Annotated in this window: 31 protein-coding genes; 22 read left to right on the top strand and 9 right to left on the bottom strand. The window is 67.6% G+C overall.

Annotated elements, in window-relative coordinates; translation table 11 throughout:
- The first annotated feature begins 31 nt into the window (after positions 1-31).
- The 7 genes from hemL to M1247_RS11515 are packed head-to-tail and all read left to right on the top strand — an operon-like array spanning position 32 to position 7,253.
- Entirely contained in the window at positions 32-1,342 is a 1,311-nt protein-coding gene (gene hemL / locus M1247_RS11545) for a glutamate-1-semialdehyde 2,1-aminomutase (RefSeq protein WP_317156451.1), read from the top strand.
- Between the two features lie 38 nt (positions 1,343-1,380).
- Complete coding sequence (locus tag M1247_RS11540) at positions 1,381-1,968, top strand: histidine phosphatase family protein (RefSeq protein ID WP_317156633.1); 588 nt, start codon at positions 1,381-1,383, stop codon at positions 1,966-1,968.
- Complete coding sequence (locus M1247_RS11535; RefSeq protein ID WP_317156450.1) at positions 1,968-2,585, top strand: TlpA family protein disulfide reductase; 618 nt, start codon at positions 1,968-1,970, stop codon at positions 2,583-2,585. Before M1247_RS11540 ends, M1247_RS11535 begins: the two co-directional genes overlap by 1 nt.
- Positions 2,582-3,361: a cytochrome c biogenesis CcdA family protein gene (locus M1247_RS11530; protein ID WP_317156449.1), complete on the top strand. Its 780-nt coding sequence runs from the start codon at positions 2,582-2,584 to the stop codon at positions 3,359-3,361. Before M1247_RS11535 ends, M1247_RS11530 begins: the two co-directional genes overlap by 4 nt.
- The gene (gene resB, locus M1247_RS11525; protein ID WP_458695214.1) at positions 3,361-4,992 is read left to right on the top strand and encodes a cytochrome c biogenesis protein ResB; all 1,632 of its coding nucleotides are present in this window, start codon (positions 3,361-3,363) and stop codon (positions 4,990-4,992) included. The genes M1247_RS11530 and resB overlap by 1 nt, the downstream gene beginning before the upstream one ends.
- Positions 4,989-5,960, top strand: a complete 972-nt coding sequence (ccsB, locus tag M1247_RS11520; protein ID WP_317156447.1) for a c-type cytochrome biogenesis protein CcsB — start codon at positions 4,989-4,991, stop codon at positions 5,958-5,960. Before resB ends, ccsB begins: the two co-directional genes overlap by 4 nt.
- Before the next feature lie 51 nt (positions 5,961-6,011).
- Positions 6,012-7,253: a MinD/ParA family ATP-binding protein gene (locus M1247_RS11515; protein WP_410506856.1), complete on the top strand. Its 1,242-nt coding sequence runs from the start codon at positions 6,012-6,014 to the stop codon at positions 7,251-7,253.
- A gap of 6 nt (positions 7,254-7,259) precedes the next feature.
- Here the strand turns inward: M1247_RS11515 and M1247_RS11510 are convergent, their stop codons facing one another.
- Positions 7,260-7,424 carry a hypothetical protein gene (locus tag M1247_RS11510; protein WP_317156446.1) on the bottom strand — a complete coding sequence of 55 codons (165 nt, stop codon included), beginning with the start codon at positions 7,422-7,424 and terminating at the stop codon, positions 7,260-7,262.
- Positions 7,425-7,501: 77 nt separating this feature from the next.
- Between M1247_RS11510 and M1247_RS11505 the strand changes: the two genes are divergently transcribed.
- The 3 genes from M1247_RS11505 to M1247_RS11495 are packed head-to-tail and all read left to right on the top strand — an operon-like array spanning position 7,502 to position 9,163.
- Entirely contained in the window at positions 7,502-7,786 is a 285-nt protein-coding gene (locus M1247_RS11505) for a DUF4229 domain-containing protein (protein ID WP_317156631.1), read from the top strand.
- Entirely contained in the window at positions 7,783-8,838 is a 1,056-nt protein-coding gene (locus tag M1247_RS11500) for an aminotransferase class V-fold PLP-dependent enzyme (RefSeq protein WP_317156445.1), read from the top strand. Before M1247_RS11505 ends, M1247_RS11500 begins: the two co-directional genes overlap by 4 nt.
- A gap of 58 nt (positions 8,839-8,896) precedes the next feature.
- The gene (locus M1247_RS11495; protein WP_317156444.1) at positions 8,897-9,163 is read left to right on the top strand and encodes a hypothetical protein; all 267 of its coding nucleotides are present in this window, start codon (positions 8,897-8,899) and stop codon (positions 9,161-9,163) included.
- An 8-nt stretch (positions 9,164-9,171) separates the two neighbouring features.
- On the opposite strand, the gene M1247_RS11490 is transcribed toward M1247_RS11495, so the two are convergent.
- Positions 9,172-10,701, bottom strand: a complete 1,530-nt coding sequence (locus M1247_RS11490; RefSeq protein WP_317156443.1) for a GAF domain-containing sensor histidine kinase — start codon at positions 10,699-10,701, stop codon at positions 9,172-9,174.
- Positions 10,702-10,834: 133 nt separating this feature from the next.
- Between M1247_RS11490 and M1247_RS11485 the strand changes: the two genes are divergently transcribed.
- Positions 10,835-11,200, top strand: coding sequence for a LytR/AlgR family response regulator transcription factor (locus tag M1247_RS11485; protein ID WP_317156442.1), 366 nt, complete (start codon positions 10,835-10,837; stop codon positions 11,198-11,200).
- On the opposite strand, the gene M1247_RS11480 is transcribed toward M1247_RS11485, so the two are convergent.
- A complete protein-coding gene (locus tag M1247_RS11480) occupies positions 11,178-11,831 on the bottom strand; it encodes a response regulator (protein WP_317156441.1) in 654 nt (217 codons plus the stop codon). The two genes, M1247_RS11485 and M1247_RS11480, sit on opposite strands and share 23 nt — an antisense overlap.
- Positions 11,832-11,910: 79 nt before the next feature.
- Positions 11,911-13,254 (bottom strand): MFS transporter, encoded by a 1,344-nt coding sequence (locus M1247_RS11475; RefSeq protein WP_317156440.1) that lies wholly within the window; start codon positions 13,252-13,254, stop codon positions 11,911-11,913.
- 213 nt (positions 13,255-13,467) lie between these two features.
- Here M1247_RS11475 and M1247_RS11470 point away from each other — a divergent pair, with 213 nt between their 5' ends.
- Both M1247_RS11470 and M1247_RS11465 read left to right on the top strand, forming a co-directional pair.
- A complete protein-coding gene (locus M1247_RS11470; RefSeq protein WP_317156439.1) occupies positions 13,468-13,680 on the top strand; it encodes a helix-turn-helix domain-containing protein in 213 nt (70 codons plus the stop codon).
- A gap of 2 nt (positions 13,681-13,682) precedes the next feature.
- On the top strand, positions 13,683-14,249 hold the full coding sequence (locus tag M1247_RS11465) for a Clp protease N-terminal domain-containing protein (protein WP_317156438.1): 567 nt from the start codon (positions 13,683-13,685) through the stop codon (positions 14,247-14,249).
- Positions 14,250-14,260: 11 nt separating this feature from the next.
- Here M1247_RS11465 and M1247_RS11460 read toward each other — a convergent pair whose 3' ends face one another.
- On the bottom strand, positions 14,261-15,091 hold the full coding sequence (locus M1247_RS11460; protein ID WP_317156630.1) for a type IV toxin-antitoxin system AbiEi family antitoxin: 831 nt from the start codon (positions 15,089-15,091) through the stop codon (positions 14,261-14,263).
- Positions 15,092-15,298: 207 nt separating this feature from the next.
- Entirely contained in the window at positions 15,299-16,165 is an 867-nt protein-coding gene (locus M1247_RS11455) for a 1,4-dihydroxy-2-naphthoate polyprenyltransferase (protein WP_317156437.1), read from the bottom strand.
- A gap of 48 nt (positions 16,166-16,213) precedes the next feature.
- Here M1247_RS11455 and M1247_RS11450 point away from each other — a divergent pair, with 48 nt between their 5' ends.
- From M1247_RS11450 to M1247_RS11435, 4 genes are all read left to right on the top strand, one after another.
- Positions 16,214-16,426, top strand: a complete 213-nt coding sequence (locus tag M1247_RS11450) for a hypothetical protein (protein WP_317156436.1) — start codon at positions 16,214-16,216, stop codon at positions 16,424-16,426.
- A 6-nt stretch (positions 16,427-16,432) separates the two neighbouring features.
- The gene (locus M1247_RS11445; protein ID WP_317156435.1) at positions 16,433-17,209 is read left to right on the top strand and encodes an S-methyl-5'-thioadenosine phosphorylase; all 777 of its coding nucleotides are present in this window, start codon (positions 16,433-16,435) and stop codon (positions 17,207-17,209) included.
- Positions 17,206-18,237 carry an NAD-dependent epimerase/dehydratase family protein gene (locus M1247_RS11440; protein ID WP_317156434.1) on the top strand — a complete coding sequence of 344 codons (1,032 nt, stop codon included), beginning with the start codon at positions 17,206-17,208 and terminating at the stop codon, positions 18,235-18,237. The genes M1247_RS11445 and M1247_RS11440 overlap by 4 nt, the downstream gene beginning before the upstream one ends.
- 108 nt (positions 18,238-18,345) lie before the next feature.
- A complete protein-coding gene (locus tag M1247_RS11435; RefSeq protein ID WP_317156433.1) occupies positions 18,346-19,464 on the top strand; it encodes an NAD(P)H-dependent flavin oxidoreductase in 1,119 nt (372 codons plus the stop codon).
- A 17-nt stretch (positions 19,465-19,481) separates the two neighbouring features.
- Here the strand turns inward: M1247_RS11435 and M1247_RS11430 are convergent, their stop codons facing one another.
- Positions 19,482-20,498: a sensor histidine kinase gene (locus M1247_RS11430; RefSeq protein ID WP_410506855.1), complete on the bottom strand. Its 1,017-nt coding sequence runs from the start codon at positions 20,496-20,498 to the stop codon at positions 19,482-19,484.
- Positions 20,491-21,171 (bottom strand): response regulator transcription factor, encoded by a 681-nt coding sequence (locus tag M1247_RS11425; protein ID WP_317156431.1) that lies wholly within the window; start codon positions 21,169-21,171, stop codon positions 20,491-20,493. The genes M1247_RS11430 and M1247_RS11425 overlap by 8 nt, the downstream gene beginning before the upstream one ends.
- 105 nt (positions 21,172-21,276) lie before the next feature.
- Here M1247_RS11425 and M1247_RS11420 point away from each other — a divergent pair, with 105 nt between their 5' ends.
- Genes M1247_RS11420 through M1247_RS11400 form a run of 5 tightly spaced genes read left to right on the top strand, consistent with a single transcriptional unit; the run spans position 21,277 to position 24,805 of the window.
- The gene (locus M1247_RS11420) at positions 21,277-21,963 is read left to right on the top strand and encodes a glycosyltransferase family 2 protein (RefSeq protein ID WP_317156430.1); all 687 of its coding nucleotides are present in this window, start codon (positions 21,277-21,279) and stop codon (positions 21,961-21,963) included.
- Complete coding sequence (locus tag M1247_RS11415) at positions 21,960-22,613, top strand: TIGR04282 family arsenosugar biosynthesis glycosyltransferase (protein WP_317156429.1); 654 nt, start codon at positions 21,960-21,962, stop codon at positions 22,611-22,613. Before M1247_RS11420 ends, M1247_RS11415 begins: the two co-directional genes overlap by 4 nt.
- Before the next feature lies 1 nt (position 22,614).
- On the top strand, positions 22,615-23,244 hold the full coding sequence (locus M1247_RS11410; protein ID WP_317156428.1) for a class I SAM-dependent methyltransferase: 630 nt from the start codon (positions 22,615-22,617) through the stop codon (positions 23,242-23,244).
- Positions 23,241-24,341, top strand: coding sequence for a molybdopterin-dependent oxidoreductase (locus M1247_RS11405; RefSeq protein ID WP_317156427.1), 1,101 nt, complete (start codon positions 23,241-23,243; stop codon positions 24,339-24,341). The genes M1247_RS11410 and M1247_RS11405 overlap by 4 nt, the downstream gene beginning before the upstream one ends.
- On the top strand, positions 24,338-24,805 hold the full coding sequence (locus tag M1247_RS11400; RefSeq protein ID WP_317156426.1) for a hypothetical protein: 468 nt from the start codon (positions 24,338-24,340) through the stop codon (positions 24,803-24,805). Before M1247_RS11405 ends, M1247_RS11400 begins: the two co-directional genes overlap by 4 nt.
- On the opposite strand, the gene M1247_RS11395 is transcribed toward M1247_RS11400, so the two are convergent.
- Complete coding sequence (locus M1247_RS11395) at positions 24,731-26,086, bottom strand: hypothetical protein (protein WP_317156425.1); 1,356 nt, start codon at positions 26,084-26,086, stop codon at positions 24,731-24,733. The genes M1247_RS11400 and M1247_RS11395 overlap by 75 nt on opposite strands.
- Positions 26,087-26,101 lie beyond the last annotated feature (15 nt).

Raw genomic sequence — 26,101 nt, 5'->3', positions numbered from 1 at the left:
CGGGTTTGCACCGGCTGGGACACTGGTGGCCATGCGTCACGACGTAGCCCGGACTGAGCGATCGGCCCAGTTGTTCGCCGATGCCTGCGCTGTCATCCCCGGCGGGGTGAATTCCCCGGTCCGGGCCTTCACATCGGTGGGTGGCACCCCGCGGTTCATCACCAGCGCCAACGGCTACTGGCTGACCGACGCCGACGGCAACCGCTACGTCGACCTGGTGTGTTCATGGGGTCCGATGCTGCTCGGCCATGCCCACCCCGCGGTCGTCGAGGCGGTGCAGAAGGCGGCGGTCGACGGGCTGGGCTTCGGCGCCCCGACGCCCTCGGAGACTGAACTCGCCGCCGAGATCATCGCCAGGGTCGCGCCGGTCGAGTTGCTACGCATGGTGAACTCCGGCACCGAGGCGACCATGAGCGCGATCCGGCTGGCCCGCGGCTACACCGGACGCGCCAAGATCATCAAGTTCTCCGGCTGCTACCACGGGCACAGTGACGCGCTGCTGGCCGACGCCGGTTCGGGTGTCGCGACGCTGGGCCTGCCGTCCTCGCCGGGTGTCACCGGCGCGGCTGCCGCAGACACCATCGTGCTGCCGTACAACAACGTCGCGGCAGTGGAAGAGATTTTCACCCGGTTCGGCGACGAGATCGCCTGCGTCATCAGCGAGGCGGGCCCCGGCAACATGGGCACGGTGCCGCCGCTGCCCGGCTTCAACGCCGCGCTGCGCCGCATCACAGCGGAGCACGGCGCGTTGCTGATCCTCGACGAGGTGATGACCGGCTTCCGGGTGAGCCGATCCGGTTGGTACGGACTCGACCCCGTGGATGCCGACCTGTTCACCTTCGGCAAGGTGATGAGCGGCGGGCTGCCTGCGGCGGCCTTCGGTGGCCGCGCCGAGGTGATGGGGCGGCTGGCCCCGCTGGGCCCCGTCTACCAGGCCGGCACGCTGTCGGGCAATCCCGTGGCGATGGCCGCCGGGCTGGCCACGCTGCGCCACGCCGACGACGCGGCCTACGCCCGGGTCGACGCCAACGCCGATCGTCTGGCCGGCCTGCTGAGCGGCGCACTGACCGATGCCGGTGTGGCACACCAGTTGCAGCGCGCAGGCAGCATGTTCAGTGTGTTCTTCACCGACGAGCCGGTGCATGATTTCGCGGCGGCCAAGGCCACCGAGACCTGGCGTTTTCCGCCGTTCTTCCACGCGTTGCTGGACGCGGGCGTCTACCCACCGTGTAGCGCATTCGAAACCTGGTTCGTCTCAGCAGCATTGGACGACGAGGCGTTCGAGCGCATCGCGGCCGCGCTGCCCGGTGCGGCCCGGGCCGCGGCGGAGGCCACCGCGTGACCGATTCGGCCGCGCCGGTCAGGACGACGGTGCACGTGATGCGCCACGGTGAGGTGTTCAACCCCCGGCAGGTGCTCTACGGGCGGCTGCCCGGCTATCACCTCTCCGAGCGCGGCCAGGCCCAGGCGCAGGCCGCGGCAGACTGGTTGGCGGACAACGACATCGTGTACGTCGTCGCCTCTCCGCTGGAGCGGGCTCAGGAGACCGCGGCGCCGATCGCGCAGCGCCACGGCCTGTCCATCGACACCGATGACGAGCTGATCGAGTCCTGGAACCATTTCGAGGGGGAGAAGGTGTCGCCCGGTGACGGCGCCCTGCGCGACCCACGGAACTGGCCGCGGCTTCGCGACCCGCGCAAGCCGTCATGGGGTGAGCCCTACGACGAGGTCGCCGCGCGGATGGTGGCCGCGGTGCAACGTGCGCGGCTCAAGGCCAGCGGCCACGAGGCGGTGTGCGTGAGCCATCAGCTTCCGGTCGAGACGCTGCGCCGGGCGATGACGGGCCGCAAGCTGGCGCATCTGCCGTTACCGCACAGCCGCCTGTGCAACCTGTCATCGATCACGTCGTTCACTTTCGACGACGACCGGATGATCCGGTGGGGTTATACGGAGCCCTGGGGGATCTAGTGAGGTCGTTGGTAGCCGGTCTGGTGGTGGTGCTGCTTGCACTGCTCACCGGATGCTCCACCGGCGATGACGCCGTCGCTCAAGGCGGTACGTTCGAATTCGTCGCCCCGGGCGGCAAGACCGACATCTTCTACGATCCGCCCGAAAGTCGCGGTCGCCCAGGCAAACTGGCAGGCCCCGAGCTGACCGACCCGTCGAAGACCATCTCGCTCGACGACTTCGCAGGCAAGGTCGTGGTGATCAACGTCTGGGGTCAGTGGTGTGGGCCGTGCCGAGCCGAGATCAGCCAGTTGCAGCAGGTCTATCAGGACACGGGCCACCTCGGCGTCGCGTTTCTGGGGATCGACGTCAGGGACAACAACCGTGATGCTGCAGTCGATTTCGTCACCGACCGGAAGGTGAGCTTCCCGTCCATCTACGACCCGGCGATGCGCACCATGATCGCGTTCGGCGGCAAGTACCCGACGACGGTGATCCCCTCGACGGTGGTGCTCGACCGTGAGCATCGCGTGGCGGCGGTGTTCCTGCGCGAGCTGCTGGCCGATGATCTGCAACCGCTGGTGACCCGGCTCGCCGCCGAACCGGCACCGACTCCGGCAGAGGTGCGGCAGCCGTGACCGGATTCGCCGAGATCGCCGCGGCCGGGCCGGTGCTGCTGGCCTTGGGTGTCAGCGTGCTGGCCGGTCTGGTGTCCTTCGCGTCGCCGTGCGTGGTGCCGCTGGTGCCCGGCTATCTGTCGTATCTGGCCGCGGTGGTCGGGGTCTCTGAAGATCCGCTGCAGCGCGGACAGGTCGCGCTCAGATCGGCGCGGTTGCGGGTGGCCGGGGCGGCCGGACTGTTCGTCGCCGGGTTCACCGTGGTGTTCCTGCTTGGCGCGGTCGCGGTGCTGGGCATGACCACCACGCTGATCGCCAATCAGCTTCTGCTGCAACGCATCGGCGGTGTCGTCACGATCGTGATGGGACTGGTGTTCGTGGGGTTCGTCCCGGCGCTGCAGCGGCAGGCCCGGTTCACCCCGCGGCAGTTGTCCACGGTGGCGGGCGCCCCGTTGTTGGGGGCGGTGTTCGCGCTGGGGTGGACGCCGTGCCTGGGGCCCACCCTGACCGGGGTGATCGCGGTCGCCTCGGCCACCGACGGTTCCAGCGTGGCCCGCGGGGTGGTGCTGGTCCTGGCGTACTGCCTGGGGTTGGGCATCCCGTTCGTGTTGCTGGCGCTCGGCTCGGCGCGTGCCGTGCAGGGGCTCGGCTGGTTGCGCCGTCACGCCAGGACCATCCAGATCTTCGGCGGGGTGCTGCTCATCCTGGTGGGCACCGCACTGGTCACCGGCCTGTGGAATGACTTCGTATCGTGGGTGCGCGACGCCTTCGTCAGTGATGTGAGGCTCCCGATCTGATGACTTCCGACCCGCGAGCAGACACTTCTGTACCCGTCACACGCCGTCCAGGGGTACCGGCGCGTCTGCTCGCGCTCATTCGCAACACCTGGCGGACCCTGACGTCGATGGGCACGGCCCTGGTGTTGCTGTTCCTGCTGGCGCTCGGCGCGATACCCGGCGCCCTGCTGCCGCAACGCAGCCTCAACGAATCCAAGGTCACCGAATATCTCGCCGCGCACCCCACGATGGGCCCGTGGCTGGACCGGCTGCAGGCCTTCGATGTCTTCTCCAGCTTCTGGTTCACCGCGATCTACATGCTGCTGTTCATCTCGCTGGTGGGCTGCCTGACGCCCCGGATGCTCGAGCATGCCCGCACCCTGCGCGCCGTCCCGGTGGCCGCGCCGCGCAATCTGAGCCGGCTGCCCAAGTACCACGCCGAGCAGGTGAGCGCGGACCCGCAGCAGCTGTCCGAAACGGTGACCAAACGGCTGAGGGGCTGGCGCACGGTCACCCGGCGCACCGATGAGGGCACCGAGATATCTGCGGAGAAAGGCTATCTGCGCGAATTCGGCAACATCGTCTTCCACTTCTCGCTGCTCGGGCTACTGGTCGCGGTGGCCGCGGGCAAGCTGTTCGGTTACGAGGGCAACGTGATCGTGATCGCCGACGGCGGTCCCGGCTTCTGCTCGGCCTCGCCCGCCGCGTTCGACTCGTTCCGGGCAGGCAATACCGTCGACGGCACCTCCCTGCATCCGGTCTGTGTGCGGGTCAACGACTTCGACGCGCAGTACCTGCCCACCGGCCAGGCGCTGTCATTCGCTGCCAACATCGACTATCAGGCCGGTGATGACCTGACCGACAACACCTGGCAGCCCTACCGGCTTGAGGTCAACCACCCGCTGCGCATCGGCGGTGACCGGATTTATCTGCAGGGGCACGGTTACGCACCGTCGTTCACCGTCACCTTCCCGGACGGTCAGACCCGCAGCCAGACCATCCAGTGGCGGCCCGAGGATCAGATCACGTTCCTGTCCTCCGGGGTGATGCGCATCGACCCGCCGGCAGGCACCTATCCCGACGCCGACGAGCGCCGTGAGCACCAGATCGCCATTCAGGGGTTGTTCGCGCCCACCAAGCAGCTCCACGGCACGCTGCTGTCGTCCAGCTTCCCGGCGCTCAACGACCCGGCGGTCGCGGTGGACATCTACCGCGGTGACACCGGTCTGGACACCGGCAGGCCCCAGTCCCTGTTCACGCTCGATGCGCGGTTGATCGACCAGAACCGGCTGACCAAGATGGCGCGGGTCAACCTGGAGGAGGGGCAGGAGACCAGGCTCGACGACGGCACCAAGGTCCGGTTCGACGGCGCCGTGCCGTTCGTCAATCTGCAGGTGTCGCACGACCCGGCACAGGTCTGGGTGCTGGTGTTCGCCATGTCGATGATGGCCGGTCTGCTGGTGTCGTTGGTGGTGCGCAGACGCCGGATCTGGGTTCGGATCGAACCTGGTGGCGGGGGTACCGTAAGCGTCGAGTTGGGCGGTCTGGCCCGCACGGACAACTCCGGCTGGGGTGACGAGTTCGAGCGGTTGACGGACCGGCTGCTGGAAGGCTGTGACGTGGCGGCTGAAGAGAAGGCGGAGCGCGCATGAACGAGCACATCGATATCGGGTTGGCCCGGTACTCCGACTGGGCCTTCACCTCGTCGGTGCTGGTACTGGTGGGAGCGCTGGTGCTGCTGGCGGTCGAGTTGGCCTACAGTCGCGGCCGCAAAGTCGAGACCCGGGAGTTGGTCGGGGCCACCGTCGGCGCCGACAGCGCCACCCCCGGCGTCGTCGCCGAGGTGGCCAAGCGGCCGTTCGACGAGCGGGTCGGCAAAACCGGTCTGTCGCTGGTGTACGTCGGGATCGGTTTGCTGCTGGTGTGCATCGTGTTGCGCGGGCTGGCCACGTCGCGGGTGCCGTGGGGCAACATGTACGAGTTCATCAACCTGACCTGCTTCTCGGGTCTGGTGGCAGGCGCCATCGTGTTACGCCGCCCGCAGTACCGCGTGCTGTGGGTCTTTGTGCTGGTGCCGGTGCTGATCCTGCTGACCGTGTCGGGCCGTTGGCTCTACACCAATGCCGCCCCGGTGATGCCGGCCCTGCAGTCCTACTGGCTGCCCATCCACGTGTCCGTCGTCAGCCTGGGCTCCGGGGTGTTTCTGGTAGCCGGCGTCGCGAGCATCCTGTTCCTGGTAAAGATGTCCCCGCTGGGTGCACCCGGCAGGGAAGGCGCAGTGGCGCGCATCGTCGCCCGGTTGCCCGACGGGCAGACCCTGGACCGGATCGCCTACCGCACCACGATCTTCGCGTTCCCGATATTCGGCTTCGGTGTGATCTTCGGCGCCATCTGGGCCGAGGAGGCGTGGGGACGCTACTGGGGCTGGGATCCCAAGGAGACGGTGTCGTTCATCGCGTGGGTGGTCTATGCGGCCTATCTGCACGCCCGTTCGACCGCCGGTTGGCGTGACCGCAAGGCCGCCTGGGTCAACGTCGTCGGCTTCGTCGCTATGGTGTTCAACCTGTTCTTCATCAATCTGGTTACCGTTGGGCTGCATTCGTACGCAGGCGTCGGATAGGCAGTCACGTCAGGATCGGCCCACAGCTGCTGTGCGAGCGGAGAGGAATTCGTGTCCGAGTCACCCGAAGACGCCGTGTTCAGCACGGCGGACGAGTCGTCGACACCGCCTGAGCCACACGTAGAGCCGCCGCCGCACGAGGCGGCTCCCATCGAACCCGCCGCACCGTTCACCGCGCCGGCGACCGGGTTCCGGGGCCAGCAGCGGTTCAGCGATCCCACGAATGGGCTGCCGGCAAGCGCGGGCACGACGTTGCCGCCGGAGTGGACGGCTCCCACACCGCCGCAAGGCTTTCCGGTGCTGTCCCCGCCTCCGTCCCCGCCTGCGGCGGCTCCCGCGCCGTTCGTCTCGCCCTACCGCGACCTGTCGACCGACGCACTGCTCGGCCAGCGCAAGCGTGCCCCGTCGGCCGGGTGGCGCAAGTGGCTCTACCTGGCCTCGTTCAAACAGATCAACGTCGGGGAAAGCCCGAAGATCACCCACCACAACGCTCTGCTGGCCGAGGTCAGCCAGCCGCTGCAGGGCTGCTACCGGATCGCGCTGCTCTCGCTGAAAGGCGGTGTGGGCAAGACCACCATCACCGCGACGTTGGGCGCCACGTTCGCCTCGATCCGCGGTGACCGGATCATCGCGGTGGATGCGAACCCCGATCGGGGCACGCTGAGCCAGAAGGTGCCGTTGGAGACGGCCGCCACGGTGCGCCACCTGTTGCGCGACGCGGAAGGCATCGAGCGCTACAGCGACGTGCGTGCCTACACCTCGCAGGGGCCGAGCCGGCTCGAGGTGCTGGCCTCGGAGAGCGATCCGGCGGTGTCGGAGGCGTTCAGTTCCGACGACTACGTGCACACCCTCGAGGTGCTGGAGCGGTTCTACAGCCTGGTGCTCACCGACTGCGGCACCGGCCTGATGCACTCGGCGATGGCAGCGGTGCTGTCCAAGGCCGATGTCCTGGTCGTGATCAGTTCAGGGTCGGTCGACGGTGCGCGCAGCGCGTCGGCCACGCTGGACTGGCTCGACGCGCACGGCCATCAGGACATGGTGCGCAACTCGATTGCGGTGATCAACGCCGTGCGGCCACGCTCGGGCAAGGTGGACCTGTCGAAAGTCGTCGACCACTTCTCGCGACGCTGCCGCGCGGTCCGATTGGTTCCGTTCGACCCGCACCTGGAGGAAGGGGCGGAGATCAGCCTCGAGCGGCTCAAGCCCGGGACGCGTGAGGCGCTGATCGAGTTGGCGGCCGTGGTGGCCAGCGACTTCGCCGGGGCACACCGGTCCGCCGACCCGCGCGGTTGAACCGCGCTAGGGTCGCGGATTGTTGTCGCCGTGCCCGAGTCTCCGCAGAAAATCTGGGTCGTCATCGGGACCGATGACTCGAGTCTTGGGTTGATTCCCCATTACCCGCGTCATGCGCCACCCGACATACACCAGGCAACTCACTGCGAGAATCAGGAGTAGGTACGCCACTCTCGAAACCTCCTTGCCCCGAATATACGCGTCGTCGGTAGGCTCGGGTCGTGTCAGCAAGTCGTCCGGCCACCCGCATGGTTGTCGATGTGCTCGTCTACGTCGCCGCCCGGCTGGTCTTGGTGGCGGTGTTGACCGCGGTGATCTTCGGGGTCGGGCACCTGCTCGGTCTGCGTGACTTCCCGATCGTGGTGGCATTGCTGTTCGCGTTCGTGGTCGCTCTGCCGCTGGGAATCTGGTTGTTCGCGCCGTTGCGCAACCGGGCCACGGCCTCCATCGCGGTGTTCGACGAACGCAGGCGCGCCGACCGCGCACAATTGCAGGCCAGGTTGCGCGGCGAAGAACCGCCGCCACCGAAGTGAGGGAGGCGTTCGGCGCCGAATTTGCAGGCGCGGAAGGTTTTCTCAACTCGCCGACGTACGGGCTGCCGCCACAGTTTCTGCTGGAGGCGGTGCACCGCTGTGTCGCCGATTGGGGTTCCGGGACCATGGATGCCACCTCGTTCGATGAACCGGTTCGGCTCGGGCGTGGCGGCTATGCCGCATTGGTCGGGGTGCCTGCCGAATCGGTGACCATGGCGGGCAGCGTGTCCGCCGCGCTCGCACTGGTGGCGGCCGCGATTCCCGACGGTAGCCGGGTGGCGGTGCTGAAGAATGAATTCACCAGCACCACTTTCCCGTTCGCCGCCCAGGCCGCTCGGGGTGTCACCCTCACCGAGCTGAGTGAGGAGGAGTTGGTGGGCACCGCCGCCGCGTACGACGTGGTGTCGCTCAGCCTGGTGCAGTCGGCCAACGGCGCGGTATCGGACCCGGCCGCGTTGCGGGACGCGGTGGCAGGCACCGACACCATCACCGTGCTCGACGTGACGCAGGCGGCCGGCTGGAAACGCCTCGACCTGGGTTGGGTCGATGTGTCCGTGGCCGCCGTCTACAAGTGGCTGCTGGCGCCCCGCGGCACGGCGTGGATGTCGGTGAGCGAGCGCGTCGCCGCCCGTATGACGCCGCACGCGGCGAACTGGTACGGCGGCGAGGATCCGTGGCAGTCGATCTACGGGCTGCCCCTGCGGCTGGCTGCCGACGCCCGCCGGTTCGATACGTCGCCGGCGTGGCTCGGTGTGCTCGGCGCAGGCCTGACGCTGCCCTGGCTGGCCTCGCTGGACCGGGCGGCCGTGGAAGCCCACACGGTGGGGCTGGCCAATCGGTTGCGTACCGAGATCGGCCTGCCACAGCAGGATTCGGCGATCGTGGCGATCCCCGCTGACGACACTGCCGACACCGCCGGCGCGGCCGGTCGGCTGCAGCGGGCAGGTATCCGCGCATCGGTGCGGGCAGGCGCGGTGCGGGTCGGCTTTCACCTGTACAACACCGACGACGACCTGGACCGGCTGCTCGATACGCTGGGGGCTAACCGGTAGCCGGCGGTGGGGGTCAGCGCCGACGATTTCGGACGCCCGTTGGGTGAGTCTGGAAGTCATGAGTTTCCGAACACGCATCTCGACAATGGTGGCCGTCGGAGCGGGCGCGGTGGTGATCGCCCTTCCGGTGCTGTCCGCGCCGACCGCACAAGCCGCCCCGAGCGGGCCGACGTGTACCTCGATCGGTGCGAACTCGACTCTGTGTCAGTCGGAGGGCAACGCACAGATCAGCGCCACCCCGCCGGTTGTCAACTACCAGTCCCAGTATCCGTTCTTCGGGGGCTACGGTCTGCTGTATCACCATGGCGGTGACCACCGCGGATAGTGTTGCGGCTACCCACATTCCAGGGGCATGCGGGCGACGAGGGTGGTGCCTGCACCGGGTGCGCTGGTGATGGTGAGATGCCCTGCGAGTGCCTCCACCCGGTCCTTGAGGCCGATCAGCCCCGAGCCGCCGGTGGTCCCGGCGGCGGTGGCGCCGCCGATTCCGTCGTCACGGATCGTCAGCTGCAATTCGCCGTCGTCCGCGGTGGCGTTGATGTCGACGACGCTGGCGTGGGCGTGTTTGGCGGCGTTGGTGAGGGCCTCGGCGACGACGTAATAGGCGGCCACCTCCACCGATTCGGGTAGCTGGGCGGTGAGGTCGAGGTGCAACTCGACCGGAACGGCGGAGCGTCGGGCCAGTGCCCGCAGCGCAGGAGCCAGGCCGCCCTTGGACAGGATGGCCGGGTGTATGCCGCGGGAAAGTTCTTGCAGCTCAGTCGATAACGCCGACAGATCGGTGGCGAGTTTGGCGATGTCGCTGCGCAGAGCGGGCTGGTCTGCGGGCACCGAAGCCTCGACTGCGCGCACCGCAAGTCCCAGTGACACCACCCGCTGCTGAGCCCCGTCGTGCAGATCCCGTTCGAACCGCCGCCGCGCCTGATCGGCCGCGGTGACGATCCTTGCGCGCGATGCGGTGAGTTCGGCGTGGGTTTCGGCATTCCTGATGGCCGTGGCGACCAGGTCGGCGAAGTCCGCGACCCGGGCCTCGGTGTCGGGTGCGAACGTATGCGGCTGAACCGAGCCGACCACCAGCACTGCCCGCACCTGACCGCCGACGATGACCGGTGCGGCTACCGCCGAGCGGATCCCGATGGCGCGTACCTGCGCGGCGGTGCCGCCGTCGATGTCGTTGTAGTCCTCGATACGGGATGGCAGTCCGGTGACCCACACGGTGGCCGCCAGACTTTCACCGTCCAGTGGAAGGTGTTCGCCGACAGGAAGTTTAGGGCTGCCGGCGGGGTCGCGCGAGGCCAGCACGAGTGGCGGCTCCCCGTCCGAATAACTCAGCAGCGCGACGTGATCCATGCCCAGCCCGCTTGCCAGTTCGTTCACCGCGGCCGGATAGACCTCCACGGGATGGGATCCGTTGGCCACCAAGGTGGCCACGCGTCGCAGTGCGGCCTGCTGCTCGGCGAGCGCGCCGGCTTCGGCGGCACGTACCCGCGCCTGCCCGACCAGCACGTTGGTCAGCAGTGCCACCGGAAGGAAGATCGCGATGGCCACCATGTCCTGCGGTCGAACCGGCAGCAACGCACCGTGGGTTTCCATATGGAAATGCACGTAGACCACCGCGCTGACCAACGATGTCACCACTGCCAGCCGCATCCGCCAACCCGCTGACACCACGAGCACCCCGAGCAGGAAAAGCGCGCCGAACGAGTTCTCGGATGCGACCTCGCGCAGCTGGGAAACGAGCACGGTCTCGGCGATGATGAACACCGCCGCCACCACGATCCCCAACCCCAACGGCGGGGCCGTCGGACGCAGCACCAGCCCCAACAGCCGCGGAAGCGGCGCTGGTGGGTCTGCGGTGGACATGGCCGTCACTGTTGCATAAACGCCGGACGGGGTGTAGATCATGCCGCTGAAACCGGACGTATTCCGGCTAGCGGGGATGAAACGCTGCTCATGCCCTGACACGCTGGAGATATGTCCGGTCCCCGGAGGGTCTGTGCGCTGTCTCATCGTCGATGACAACGTCAGTTTTCGTGACGCCGCCCGCCGCATGCTCGGAGGTGGCGGGATCACCGTGGTCGCTGTCGCGGCCAACAGTGGGGAAGCGCTGCGGCTCTGCCGGGAGTTGCGACCCGACGTGGCCCTGGTGGATGTCGCGCTGGGGGCCGAGAGCGGCTTCGAGCTGGCCGAACAGTTGCACCGCACCGAGCTGCCGCCCGCGGTGATCCTGATTTCCACCTATGCCGAGCAGGACCTCACCGAGATGATCGCGGCGAGCCCGGCGGTCGGGTTCGTGCCGAAGTTCGCGCTGTCGGCGGCGGCGGTCAGCGACGTGTTGGCTACCGCGATTCCAGATAGGTGATGACCGCGCGCACCCGGCGGTGGTCGTCGGCGGTCTCGGGCAGGTTCAGCTTGGTCAGGATGCTGCGGACGTGCTTTTCCACGGTGCCCTCGGTGACCCAGATCCGGCGGGCGATACCCGAGTTGGACAGGCCTTCGGCCATCAGCACCAGTACCTCGTGTTCGCGGGCGCTCAGCGCCGCCAGGGGATCGTCACGGCGGCGCGCGGACACCAGTTCGGACACCAGGGCGGGGTCGACCACCGAGGCGCCCTTGGCGATCCGTTCCAGGGTTTCGACGAAATCGCCGACGTCGGTGACCCGCGATTTCAGCAGGTAGCCGATGCCGTGGCCGCTGGCCAGCAACTCGGTGGCGTGCTCGACGTCCACATGCGCCGACAGCACCAGGATGCCGGTGTCGGGGGCTTCGGAGCGGATCACCCGGGCCGCGTCGAGCCCTTCGGTGGTGTGTGTCGGCGGCATCCGGATGTCGACCACAGCCAGTTGTGGGGCCTGATCGCGCACCAGCGCAAGCAGTTCCGCCGCGTCGGCGGCCTGACCGACGACCTCGAAACCGGACCGGTCGAGCAGGCTGGCGATCCCCTCCCGAAGCAGGACGTCGTCGTCGGCGACGACGACTCGCAGCGCAACCATCACGATCCTTCCCGGCACAGGACCCAGCAGAGAGCCCAGCACCGACGAAGGTACAGGTTGTGGCGGGTTTCCGCTCCCGTCAGCGGAACGCGGAGCCCTTCTCCCGGTCCAGGTAGGTGTCGGACTTGTTCTTGAGGAAGAACAGGTACACCACCAGCGACAGGGCGATGCAGACGGTCACGTATCCGATGAACAGGTTCACCTGGTCACGCGCCTTGAGGGCCTGGTAGATCAGTGGCGCGGTGCCGCCGAACATCGAATTGGCCAACGCGTAGCCGACTCCCACGCCCAGTGCTCGGACGTGGGCGGGGAACAACTCGGACTTCACCAGTGCGTTGATCGAGGTGTATCCGGTGAGGATGACGTAGCCGACGGCGACGAGGAGGAACGACAGGATCGGCGAATGTGTTTGCGGCAGATACGTGATCAGGATGTAGGTGTAGATGAGCCCGCCGAAACCGAACCACAGCAACAGTGGCTTGCGCCCGACCTTGTCACTGATCATCCCGCCGACCGGCTGCAGCAGCATCAGGAAGATCAGCCCGACGAGGTTGATCCAGGTGGCCGTCATGGCCTGGTCTTTGTAGGTGGTCTTGACGATCGCGGGCGCATTGACGCTGTAGGTGTAGAACGCGACGGTGCCGCCCATGGTGATCAGGAAGCACATCAACAGCGGTTTGGCGTAGCGGGCGAACAGTTCCCGCAGTGAGCCCGAGCTCTTGTCCTTGCCTGCGGCGATCGCGGCGAGATGTTCCGCGCTGAGTGATTCGTCCATGGTGCGACGCAGCCAGAACACCACGATCGCCGCGACACCGCCGACGGCAAAGGCGATGCGCCAACCGAATTCGTGAATCTGATCGCCAGTGAAGGCCGTCAGGATGATCAGCAGCGTGAACTGGGCGAGCACATGGCCACCCACGAGCGTCACGTACTGGAAGGACGAGAAGAAGCCGCGCCGCTCCCGGGTCGCGGCCTCTGACATATAGGTCGCCGAGGTGCCGTATTCGCCGCCGGTGGCGAAGCCCTGGACCAGCCGGCACAGGATCAGGATGACCGGTGCGGCGATGCCGATGCTGGCCCGGCCCGGCACGAGCGCGATGACCAGCGAGCACGCCGCCATGAGCGAGACGCTGATGGTCAGCGCGGCGCGTCGGCCGCGACGGTCGGCGAACCGGCCGAAGAACCACGATCCGATCGGCCGGGTGATGAACGTGACCGCGAAGATCGCATAGATGTAGATCGTCGAGTTCTGGTCGGCCTCATCGAAAAACTGATGCTCGAAGTATGTGGCGAAGACCGTGTAGACGTAGACGTCATACCACTCGACGAGGTTTCCCGAGGAGCCTCTGATCGTGTTCCAGATGGCCCTGCGCGTCTCCGCCCGGCCCGACGGAGTCGGCGGGTTCTCGGTCGAAACGGTCATTCGCGTCCCCCAGGTGATGGCGTCGGCCTGCGGTCGACGGTCCGCGGCCTGACGGTCCGCGGTCGACGGTCACGTTAGTGCAATGCCGCGCCACTTTTCCGGCGAGCAGACAGTCTGGTACCCATTTCGCGCCATTTTCGGGTACCAGACTGTCTGCTCGCCGGGGTGGGGGGACCGCTTGACCACACGCTGGTGTCAAGTTACGTTGACAATATGAACGCTTCAGGCGTGGCCACCGATGGCATCAGCAGTTCCGACCCCGCCGTCGGACTGCGCGCGGTGCGGGCATTGCAGCGCTTGCAGGAGCGGTTGGAAGCCATTCATGTCGCGAATGCCCGTGAACAGGGCTGGAGTTGGCAGGCAATCGCCGACGCCCTCGAAGTCAGCCGCCAGGCCGTGCACCAGAAGCACAACCGGAGGAAGTGACGATGTTCGAACGGTTCAGTCGCAATGCACGGATAGCGGTGGTTCTGGCCCAGGAGGAGGCCCGCGAACTGGAGTCCAATGATATTCGGCCCGAGCACATCCTGGTGGGAGTGCTGCAGAGCTCCGGGCGCGACTTGTCGGCGTTGCTGGCCGGATTCGGCTTGACGGCTGAGGCTGTGCGCGGCCGGCTGGCGGTCGCCGATGCGCCCGGCGACGAATCATTCGATGGCGATGCCGACGCACTGGCCGGAATCGGCATCGACCTGTATGCCGTGCGCGACAGCGTGAATCACACATTCGGCGATGGCGCGTTCGACAATGCCCTTCGGCGGTCCGGACGTCGCCGCAGGCGCCGCGGACATATTCCGTTCACCAAGCCCGCCAAGAAGATCCTGGAGTTGGCACTGCGGGAATCCTTGGCGCACAAGGATGGTTGGATCGGCTGCGAACACATCCTGCTCGGAATTTTGCGAAGTGAAGATCGCTACGCCACGGGCCTCATCACCGAGCACATCGGCGCCGCCGAACTCCGCAGCGGGATCGTCAGCTTGCTGGACAACGCCGCTTGAAAGGCGGGCACTCAGGCCGCCAACGCACGGCTACGGCCGTCCAGGTGCCCGAACACGCGGCGCACCAAGTCCTCCGGGTGCCGATGGATGTCATCGACGACGGCGGAAATCGTAGTCCATCCGCACTCTTGCAGGCGCCGGGTCTTGAGCCGGTCATGAAGGAATGCCTCCGGTGTGGCGTGCCATGCGACGCTGTCATACTCGGCCGCCAATTTTGCTTCCGGCCAGGCGAAATCGACCCGCCACAGTTGACCGCAGTTGTCGGTGATCTCGTATTGCAGCTCCGGGGCAGGCACCCTCCAGTCGATGAACACCAGCCGCATCTCGCTTTCCATCGGCGATTCGGCGCGCCAGTCGGCGTGCGGTAGGAGGTCGCGCAGCGCCACGATGCCCCGGCGCCCCTTCTGCTCGCGGATGGCGGCGCCGAGTTCGGTTGTCGTGCAGGCTCGGGCATGCAGAGCGGCGTCGAACGTCGCGAGTGCCCGCGGCCTGCGCAACGTACGTGCGACCTCCACGGCCGTCCACGCAGGCGTCGTCGCAAGCCGGCCCGACACCCGCCGCAACGGTGCACCGACACGTTGATGGACCATCACGTCATCGTCCGGCCGAACCCGCAGGCCCGGATCGAGGATGTGGACACGGCCGTCACACTCGGTGTCGAACCCGTACAGCGCCGCAGCCGTGCCCATGCAGGCCACGATCGACGTTGCGGTGCGGAGGTCCAAGGCCGCGAGCCGTTCGACGACGCCAGGCGAGGTCGGGGCGTACACACCACGGCGGACCCGCGCGATCTGGCCCGATCGCAGCTGCGCGGCAAGCCTCTTGCGTGTCATTACGGTCATCAGTTGGGAGGCGGTGGCTACTCCGCCGTTGACGGCGAACACCTCGTCGATCGACACGTCACGATCGTCGCTGTCGGCATGCCCGCAGCGGAAGACCGAAATGGCGGCCTGTGGATAACCTGCCGGATTTCCCCGCCGAGCAGACAGCTGTGTACCGAAAAAGGGCGCCACGAGGGTACCCAGGTGTCTGCTCGCCGGGGTGGGCGACTAGAAAGCCAAGGCGAGCGCGACCACGACCGCCCACACCAACATCGTCAAACCGGTGTCGCGCAGCACGGGGATCAGATCTTTCCCGCCGAGGCCGCCACGCACCGGGAGCGCGGCCCGCACAGCCAACGGCAGCGCCACCAGGCCGACGGCGCACCACGGGGTGGCCGCGATCAGCACCAGGGTCAGCACGAAGGCCACCGCCAGCAGCAGCTGGAACAGCACCCGTGTGCGGGCATCGCCGAGCCGAACCGCGAGCGTGATCTTCCCGGACTCCTTGTCGGTCGGGATGTCGCGCAGGTTGTTGGCCACCAGCACCGCCGAGGACAAGGATCCCATCGCCACCGCCAGCGCCAGGCCGACCCAGTCGATGCGTAGCGCCTGGGTGTACTGGGTGCCGAGCACCGCCACCAGCCCGAAGAAGACGAACACCGCCACTTCGCCGAGCCCGAGGTAGCCGTAGGGCTTCTTGCCGCCCGTGTACAGCCAGGCCCCGGCCAGACACGCCGCGCCCACCGCGATCAGCCACGGCGCGCTCAGCGCGGCCAACACCACGCCGGCCACCGCCGCGATACCCAGGCTCAGCAGCGCCGCGGTCAGCACCGAACGCGGCGAGGCGAGCTTGGAGCCGACCAGCCGCAGCGGCCCCGACCGCACGTCGTCGGTGCCGCGGATGCCGTCGGAGTAGTCGTTGGCGAAGTTCACGCCGATGATCAACGCGAGCGCGACCACCAGCGCCAGCAGCGCCTTCCACCAGACCGCGGCGCCCAGCCAGGCCGCCGCACCGGTACCGGCGATGACGGGGGAGATGGCGTTGGGCAACGTGCGCGGACGGGCTCCCTCGATCCACTGCGAGAAACTGGCCACGAGCGCCATCGTAGGAGTACGGCCACCCACCGACCTACACTGAGCCTTATGAAGGACCAGCTCAGCAAGACCGAGATCGGTAAGGATGCGCTGCAGGAATCCGTCGAGGCGGTGGCCTCGACGGTCGGCGAGGTCGCCTCCATCGTCACCACCGCGGTGAAGGATGTGGCGACGGCGATCGGCGGCCTGGCCACGGATGTCTTCGAGATCGGCGACAGCGCCCGAAAAGCCAATGCCCAACTGGAGGACGAGACCGAGTAACGCTGCATGCTCGGAGTCATCGGCGGCAGCGGCTTCTACACGTTCTTCGGGCCCGACGCCCGTACCGTCAACCTGGACACTCCCTACGGGGAGCCCAGTGCACCCGTGACGGTCGGTACGGTCGGCGAACACGAGGTGGCATTTTTACCCCGGCACGGTGTCGCGCACGAGTACTCGCCGCACATCGTGCCCTACCGCGCCAACATGTGGGCGTTGCGGGCGCTGGGGGTACGACGGATCTTCGCCCCCTGCGCGGTGGGCAGCCTCACCCCGGACCTGGGGCCGGGATCGATGGTGGTGCCCGACCAGTTGGTGGACCGCACCAGCGGGCGTGCTGACACCTATTTCGATTCCGGCGGAATCCATGTCGGCTTCGCCGATCCCTACTGCCCGACGCTGCGCGCCGCGGCCACCGGCCTGCCCGGTGTGGTCGACGGCGCCACCATGGTGGTGATCCAGGGCCCGCGGTTTTCCACCCGTGCCGAGAGCCGCTGGTTCGCGGGCCAGGGTTTCACATTGGTCAACATGACCGGCTATCCGGAGGCGGTGCTGGCACGTGAACTCGAAATGTGTTACGCCGCTGTCGCTCTGGTCACTGATCTGGATGCGGGGATCGAGGCGGGAGCCGGGGTGAAGGCGGTCGACGTGTTCGCAGAGTTCGAGCGGAACATGGTGCCGTTCAAGAAGCTCGTGCACGAGGCGTTGGAGGCCGTGGAGGTCGAGCGCGCCTGCACGCACTGCCTGGCCCATGACGGCGTGAAACTGCCGTTCGAGCTGCCGTGAGGGTGCTGCTCACCGGGGCGGCCGGGTTCATCGGGACACGGATCGCGATTGCCCTGCGCGCCGCCGGCCACGAGGTGCTCGCCCTCGATGCAATGTTGCCCGCCGCGCACGGGGCGAACCCGCAGCCGCCGCCGAACTGTCATCTGGTCGACATCCGGGACGGGTCCGCCCTGGCACCGCTGTTACGCGGCGTCGACGTGGTGTGCCATCAGGCCGCGGTGGTCGGCGCCGGGGTCGATGCCGCGGACGCACCGTCTTACGGCAGCCACAACGACTATGGCACAACGGTTTTGCTCGCCGAGATGTTCGCCGCAGGCTGTTCCCGGCTGGTATTGGCATCATCGATGGTGGTCTATGGACAGGGCGGATTCGACTGCCCGACGCATGGACCCGTCGAACCGATGCCACGCACCCGCGCCGATCTGGACGACGGTGTGTTCGAGCACCGCTGCCCGGTGGGCGGGGAGCCGTTGCAGTGGCGGCTGGTGGGGGAGGACGCACCCCTGCGGCCCCGAAGTCTGTACGCCGCAAGCAAGACCGCACAGGAGCATTACGCGCTGGCATGGGCCGAGGCCGTCGGAGGCTCCGTCGTCGCCCTGCGCTATCACAACGTCTACGGTCCGGATATGCCGCGCGACACCCCGTATTCGGGGGTGGCGGCGATATTCCGTTCGCAGCTTGAATCCGGTCAGGTGCCAAAGGTTTTCGAAGACGGCGGCCAGATGCGCGATTTCGTGCACGTGGATGATGTGGCCGCGGCCAATGCCGCGGCAGTGCAATACGACAAACACGGCTTCGCTGCATTCAACGTGTGTTCGGGGCGGCCCATTTCGATCCTGGAGGTGGCAGCCCGGTTGTGTGAGGCGCGCGGCGCGTCGGCTCCGGTGATCACCGGGCAGTACCGAAGTGGCGATGTCCGCCACATCGTGGCCGACCCGGCGAACGCGACCCGGCTGCTGGGATTTCGGGCGGAGATCGCTCCGCGCGATGGCCTGGCCGAGTTCGCGTTCGCCCCGCTGCGGGGTTAGACCGAGGTGAACCGCGGCCTGCGGCGTCGCGCTCGTAGGTAGGCGGTCAAGCCGATCTGAGCCTGAGCCTCTTGACACCCGTCAAGAGTCGGGGGCGATACTGGCGTTGTGAAACCCGCCATCTGTGAGCAGTTCGGTATCGACTTTCCGCTCTTCGCATTCAGTCACTGCCGCGATGTGGTGGCCGCGGTGACCAACGCCGGCGGCTTCGGCGTGCTGGGCGCCACCGCGTACACCCCCGAGCAACTCGACCGCGAACTGTCCTGGATCGATGAGCAGGTCGGCGACAAGCCGTACGGCGCGGACATCATCGTGCCCGCGAAATTCGAGGGCAAGGGCGAGCACTTGTCCCGGGGTGACCTCGTCGACCGGATCCCGGTCCAGCACCGCGAATTTGTCGCGAAACTGCTCGCAGACCACGACATCGAGGCGGAAGCCAAGCCGCGGCTGGGTGGTTCCGCGCTGTCCGGTGACACCGGCGCCGAACTGCTCGACGTCGCGATGAGCCATCCCATCAAGCTCATCGCCAACGCCCTCGGGGTGCCACCGGACTACATGATCGAGGCCGGCCGTGAGCGTGGCGTTCCGGTCGCCGCCCTCGTCGGCGCCCGCGAGCACGCCGTCAAACAGGTGCGGGCCGGCGTGGACCTGATCATCGCGCAAGGCACCGAGGCCGGCGGGCACTGCGGTGAGGTGTCGACGCTGGTGCTGGTTCCCGAGGTCATCGACGCCATTGGTCCGACTGTCCCGGTGCTGGGTGCCGGCGGGATCGTGACGGGCAGACAGATGGCTGCGGTGGTCGCGATGGGCGCCGCAGGCGCGTGGACCGGCTCGGTGTGGCTGACCACCGAGGAAGCCGAGACCGCGCCTCACACCGTGCAGAAGATGCTGGCGGCTACGTCGCGGGACACTGTGCGTTCGGCGGGGCGCACCGGAAAGCCCGCCCGGCAACTGGTGTCGGAATGGACCGACGCGTGGCTGCCCCACGAGGGTGGGCAGAAACCGTTGGGCCTGCCACTGCAGAACATGCTGGCCGAGCCCGTCATTCGGCGCGTCGATGTGCTTGCCGCGCAAGGACACCCGGGTGCTCAGGCGTTGGCGACGTACTTCGTCGGGCAGGGCGTGGGGTTGATGAACAAGATCAAACCGGCGCGCGAGGTGGTGCGCGAGTTCATCGAGGATTACCTGGCCGCCACCGAGCGGCTCAGTAATTCCCTGCCGGATTGAGCGGCTCGGCCTGCGGCTCAATCGGCCATCGGCAACCGCACTTCGAAGCGGGCACCGGTGTCCAGGTTCTGCGCGGTCAGCGACCCGCCGTGCGCCTGCACCAGGCCCGCCGCGATGGCAAGCCCCAGGCCGGATCCGCTGGGCAACGTGGAATCCGCCCGCGGCACCCGCCCGTTGGAGCCCCGGTAGGCGATGTCGAACACGCGCGGCAGGTCAGCCTCGTCGATCCCGACCCCGGTGTCCTCGACGCGGGCCCACGCCCCGGTGTCGTCGGATCCCAGAGACAGCGTCACCTTGCCGCCCTCGGGGGTATGTGCGATGGCGTTGGCCACCAGATTCGACAAGACCCGAGCCAGGGCGCGATCGCTGCCGATCACGCGGACCGGTTTCTCGGGCAGCTCGGCGCTCAATTGCACACCGGCCCGTCGCGCGCCGATCCGGTGCGCGGCCAGCACATCGTCGACCACCTCGTCGAGCGCGGCCTGGCCGCGCGCAGGCTGCACTGCGCCGGCGTTGATCTTCGACATCTCGAACAGGTCGTCGACCATTTCGGATAGCCGGATCGATTCCTGCTCAATGTGTTTGGCCTGAAATCTCACTTCGTCGTCGGTGACCACCCCGTCGGCGATGGCCTCCGACACGGCACGGATCCCGGCCAGCGGGGTCCGCAGATCATGGCTGACGAACGCGACGAGCTGGCGGCGGGACTGTTCGGCGCTGCGTTCTGAATCGCGGATCTCCTGCTCCCACACGGTGCGCCGAGCCTGGTAGCGCGCCAGCATCACGGCGGCGGGAATCGTCACCACCGACACGATCACCAACACCACGACGATGCGTTCGAAGGTCTCGGTGATCATGAACCCGCTGGCACCGAGCACGCCGGTGAACGTGGCCACCGTGGGGATCAGCACCAGCGCCACCATGCTCACCGCCAGCGACCAGGACCGTGCCAGCCGGATGATGATCGCCCCGGCCAGCACGACCGGGATCGAGCAGGCCAGCGCCCACCCGATGATCTCGGTAAGGTCAGTCACGGGCACCGCTCCACAGATATCCCCGGCCCCACACCGTCTGCACCCGATGCTGATCGCCGAGTTTGGCGCGCAGCCTCTTGACATGCACGGTGACGGTGGAAAGGTCGCCGAACTCCCAGCGCCACACCAGCTTCAGCAGTTCTTCGCGAGAGAACACGGTGTCGGTGTGGGTCAGGAAGAACACCAGAAGGTCGAATTCGCGGTTGGTCAGGCTGACTGGGTCGCCGTCGACGGTGACCGACCGCGCCGCCGTCGAGAGCGTCAATCCGCTCACTGTGATGTCGACCGGAGTGGTGGCCGGCGCACCGTTGGCGCGACGCAACACCGACCGCACCCGCAGCGCCAGTTCGCGCGGACTGAACGGTTTGGTCAAATAGTCGTCGGCGCCCGCTTCCAGGCCGGTGATGCGGTCGTCTTCCTCGCCGAGTGCAGTCAGCAGGATCACGGGCAAGCTGTAGTCGCCGTGGCGGCGCAGTTCGCGGCATAGCGACAGGCCGTCGGATCCGGGCATCATCACGTCGAGAACCGCGACGTCGATCTGCTCGGTTCCCAGAATCCGCCGGGCCTCGGCGCCGTCCTGGGCGACTGAGACCTCCAGGTCATCGCGTTCGAGATATCGGCGCACGACATCGCGGACCACGGTGTCGTCGTCGGCGATCAGCACCCGGGTCATAGCCTCTGAGGCTAGCCCCTCATGCCTGCGACCAGCACCGGCGTCACGATTTCGTCACCGCTGCCCGATGGTGCCGCTCGCCGAGGTGGCCTACCGTCGAGACGTATGGCCCCCGCACAGGCACCGGAAACGGGCTCAGTAGCGGCTCGCGTGACCGTGGTGCTGCCGTGTCTCAATGAGCAGGATTCGCTGCCCGGGGTGTTGACGGCGATGCCGACCGGGTACCAGGTGCTTGTGGTCGACAACAACTGCACAGACGACACTGCGGACGTGGCCCGCGCGCACGGCGCCCGCGTGCACGCCGAACCCCGCCCCGGCTACGGGTCTGCGGTGCATGCCGGGGTGGTCGCGGCGACGACACCGCTGGTGGCTGTGCTCGACGCGGACGGCTCACTTGATCCGGCAGAACTGCCCGCGTTGGTCGCGGAGGTGGACCGGGGCGCCGATATGGCGATCGGCCGGCGCCGTCCCGTGCCGGGACTGCGCTGGCCCTGGCACGCCAGGCTGGGCACGGCGGCCGTGTGCTGGCGGCTGCGGCAGCGGTACCGGCTGGCGGTGCACGACATCGCCCCGATGCGGGTGGCCCGTCGTGAGGATCTGCTGGCGCTCGGAGTGGCCGACCGTCGATCGGGATATCCACTGGAGCTGCTGGTTCGCGCCGCGCAAGCAGACTGGCGGGTGGTCGAACGCGATGTCAGCTATGGTCCGCGCACCGGCGGGAAATCCAAGGTGAGTGGTTCACTGCGGGGAAGTGCGGTTGCCGCACTGGACTTTTGGCGGGTCATCTCATGATTCCCATCTGCGTGCTGGTGGTCGCCAAGGCGCCGGTGCCCGGGCTGGCCAAGACGCGGCTGGCGGCCGACATCGGCGACGCCGCGGCTGCTGACATCGCGGCCGCCGCGCTGCTGGACACCCTCGACGCCGTTGCCGACGCACCGGTGGCGGCGCGGGTGGTGGCCCTGACGGGGGAACTGGAGCAAGGCGTCCGGAGTGTCGAAATACTGCGTCGGCTGGAGGATTTCACCGTTATCACCCAGCGCGGGGAGGGATTCGCCGAGCGTCTGGCCAATGCCCATGCCGACGCGGGGGCAGGAGGGTTGCCCGTGCTGCAGATCGGGATGGACACCCCTCAGGTCAGTGTCGGGCTGCTCACCGAATGTGGGCGGGCGCTGCTGGCCACCGACGCGGTGCTCGGGTTGGCCCGCGACGGCGGATGGTGGGTGTTGGGCGTGCGGGACAGCGCGATGGCCGGGTGCCTGCGCACCGTGCCGATGTCACGACCGGACACCGGGGCATTGACTCTCGTCGCGTTGCAGGACAGCGGTGTCGAAGTCGATTTCGTGGCTCCGCTCAACGATGTGGACACCGTGGCCGACATCGACGAGGTGCGACGTGCGTGCGCACCGGACAGCCGGTTCGCTCGTACCACCCGGGGGATATGACGTGCACGGACAACTCTACGACCGCGCGCTCGACGGTGAGCGATGCTGGGTTCGCCGCGACGACGGCCGGCTGCAGCAACTGCCCGTGCACAGTTGGCTGGGCGGGGCCCAGTCCGACCGTGGTTTCGACCGCGCCATCGTCGACCTCTGCTCCGGACCGACCATCGACTTGGGTTGCGGCCCTGGACGACTGGTTGCCAGCCTGGTGCGGCGGGGGATTCCGGCGCTCGGCGTGGACCGATCCTCGGTGGCGGTGGAGATCGCCCGCAGCAGCGGTGCCCCGGTGTTGTGCCGGGATCTGTTCGGACCGCTGCCCGGTACCGGCCGGTGGCACACGGCCCTGCTGGCCGACGGCAATGTCGGGTTGGGCGGTGACCCGTGGCGGGTGCTGCAACGGGCCGGGGAGTTGCTGCGCCGGGGCGGTGAGTGTCTGGTCGAATTCGACACCGCGGTGACGGGAATCGAATCCTGTTGGGTGCGTCTGGAGTCGCTGCACGCGGTCGGCCCGTGGTTCCGGTGGGCCTCGGTCGGCCTGGACTGTGCGGCGCGGCTCGCCGAGGATGTGGGGCTCGCGGTGACGGCGATCCATCCGATCGGCGCCAGGGTGATCGCCAGTCTGGTCGCCCGATGACGACGCTGCGCGGCACTGCGGTCACCGCACGGGTCGGGCTGGCCCTCGGTGTCGCGATCGTGGTGTGTCTTGTCACCGGGTTGATCAGCCATTTCATCCAGCATCCGCAGCCGTGGTTCTTCTGGCCCACGCGGCCGGTGTGGTTGTACCGATTCACCCAGGGACTGCACGTCATCTCGGGTATTGCCGCGATCCCGCTGATCGTGGTGAAGCTGTGGTCGGTGTGGCCGAAGCTGTTCGAACGCCCGTTGATCGGCGGGCTGGTCCGCCAACTCGAACGCGCGTCGATACTCGTGCTGGTCGCCTCGATGCTGTTCCAGTTGTCGACCGGGCTGATGAACATCACACAGTGGTACGCGTTTCGATTCTTCTTCACCACAGCGCATTACGCGATGGCTTACGTTGCCGCCGGTGCTGTGCTCGTCCACATCGCGGTGAAACTTCCCGTGATTCGTCGGGCACTCGGCGAGCCCCTCGAAGACATCCCGTCCGGGCAGCCCACCGGCCTGACCCGTCGCACCGTGTTGCGCAGTGCCTGGTTCGCGGTGGCACTGGGGACGGTGGTGACGGCGGGTCAGACGGTACCGCTGCTGCGCAGGGTTTCGGTGCTCGCGCCGCGATCTGGTCAAGGGCCCCAGGGTGTTCCGGTCAACCGCTCGGCAATCGCGGCCGGTGTGCTGCACAGTGCCCGTGCCCCGCAGTACCGACTGACCGTCGCCAACGGCCCGGTGAGCCGGACGTTCGGCATCGACGAACTGAATGCGATGCCGCAGTCCACCCACCGCTTGCCGATCGCCTGTGTGGAAGGGTGGAGCGCGGACGCCGAATGGACAGGCGTGCCGCTGGCCGATCTGGTTGCCGCTGTGGGAGGGACGCCTGACGACGATGTGCGGATGATCTCCCTGGAGCCGCCGGGACCATATTCGCGGACGACGCTGCCCGCGCGTCACGCACGCGATACCAGGACCCTGATCGCGTTGCGTCTCAACGGCGAAACCCTCGACCTTGACCACGGCTATCCCTGCCGGCTGATCGCGGCGACCAGGCCCGGCGTGCTGCAGACGAAATGGCTGTCGCGGATCGAAATAGCCCGATGACCGTAGTACGGGTGCTGCTGGGACTGGGCGGCGTCGGGTTCGGCGCCTACGGTGCGCTGCTGCTGTGGGACAACCCGCCGGTGATCCTGATGCGGATCCTGGTGTGGTCGGTGGTGGCCGTGGTGGTGCATGACTTCGTGTTCGCGCCGTTGTGTGTGGCGCTCGGGCTGGCTGGGCGTCGCCTCATTCCCGGACGCTGGCGTGCGCCGGTTGCGGTGGCCGCGCTGTGCAGCGTCGTGCTGGCCCTGCTGGCGATCCCGGTGTACGGCAGGCCCGGTCTGCGGCCGGACAACCTGACCGTGCTGGATCGCGACTATCCGCTCGGCCTGTGGGTTTCGCTGGGCATCGTCTGGTTGGGTGTGCCGCTGTACGTACTGCTGGTGCGGCGCCTACCAGTTCGTCAGAATGACGTGATTGAGCACCAACGCTCCGAGGACGTTGAGAGCCAGCCACCAACGCTGTGACCGTGGCGGCAGCAATGCCCCTGCGGCGGTCAGCCACACCGTGAACGGCAGCCAGATGCGTTCGGTCTCCGCCTTACTGAGCATGCTGAGGTCGGCGAAGACGATGGCCAGCACAGCGCCGACCAGCAGCAGCTGAAACCCAGAACGGAGGCGTAGCGCCGCGACGTCACATAACCTGCCCAGGCCGGCGACGCTGCCAAGCCCGATCGCGCACACCACCGAGGCCAGGTTTCCCCACACCCAGTACTGGAACGGCCGGTTGTTCGCGATGCCCTGCCAATAGCGTTCCTGGACAAGCGTGTAGCCGTCGAACCACCAGAATCCGACAAACACGAACACCACCACCACGGCCAGTGCGGCCACCACCGCAGGAGCCAATGCCCGCAGCACCGCACGCCAATTGCCCGCACCAGCCAGCACCGCCACCGCGGGGACCGCCATGAGCGCCAGGCCGTAGTTGAGGAAGATGCCCCAGCCCAGCAGTAATCCGGCCGCAGCGCCTGCAGCCATCGGCCACCGGACGGTCCCGTGCACCGCGAGCGCCAGCAGGGCGATACCCCACGCGGCCACGCCGGCGAAGTAGCCGTCGGCGGAGACCGCGATCCAGATCGCCGTCGGCGCAACGGCCACGAACGGCGCCGCCAGCCGGGCGGTGGCCTCATCGGCCAGGGCACGTACCGCCACGATGATCGCCGCTGCCGCGCTGGAACCGACCAGCAGGCACAACAACCCGGCCCAGGCGCCGCCGCCGAGCCCGATGCGGTCAAGCCAGACGAACGTGAGCAGCGCTCCTGGCGGGTGACCGGATACGTGGGTGATCCACGAATCTGGTTGGAAATCCAGGATTCTGCTGGAGAACGTGCGCAGGGCCTCCGGGATGTCGTGGATGGTCGGCACCTGACGCAGATATTCGTGACGTGCCGTGAGTCGGCCCGCGAAGCCGCGCTGCCAACCGTCGATCATCGCCAGCGAAAACGCCCACAGGCACGAGGTAGCCCAGGTCACGAGCGTCAGCGACCGCCATGACAGCCGCGCCGCTACCGCCTGCCCCCACCACACCGTGCCGACCCCGATCAGGATCGCCGGGACGGTGCCCCAGCCGACATGGGCGTTCCACCAACCGAAGATCGGTGCGGTGTCGGCGAAGTCGTGCAACTGTTTCGGCGTGCTGTTGATCAGCGGGGTAAGGATGCCGAGATGCAGATGCGGCACCACGAACGCCGCGACGACCAACACGGCACCGATCGTCACCGCCACCGCTTCGGGCCGCCCGATCCGCATGGCCCCAGCTTAGGG

The organism is Mycobacterium appelbergii (assembly GCF_032883035.1).
Lineage (GTDB): Bacteria > Actinomycetota > Actinomycetes > Mycobacteriales > Mycobacteriaceae > Mycobacterium > Mycobacterium appelbergii.
The sequence above is the reverse complement of the archived record's forward strand: the minus strand, read 5'-3'. Positions and strand labels throughout refer to the sequence as shown.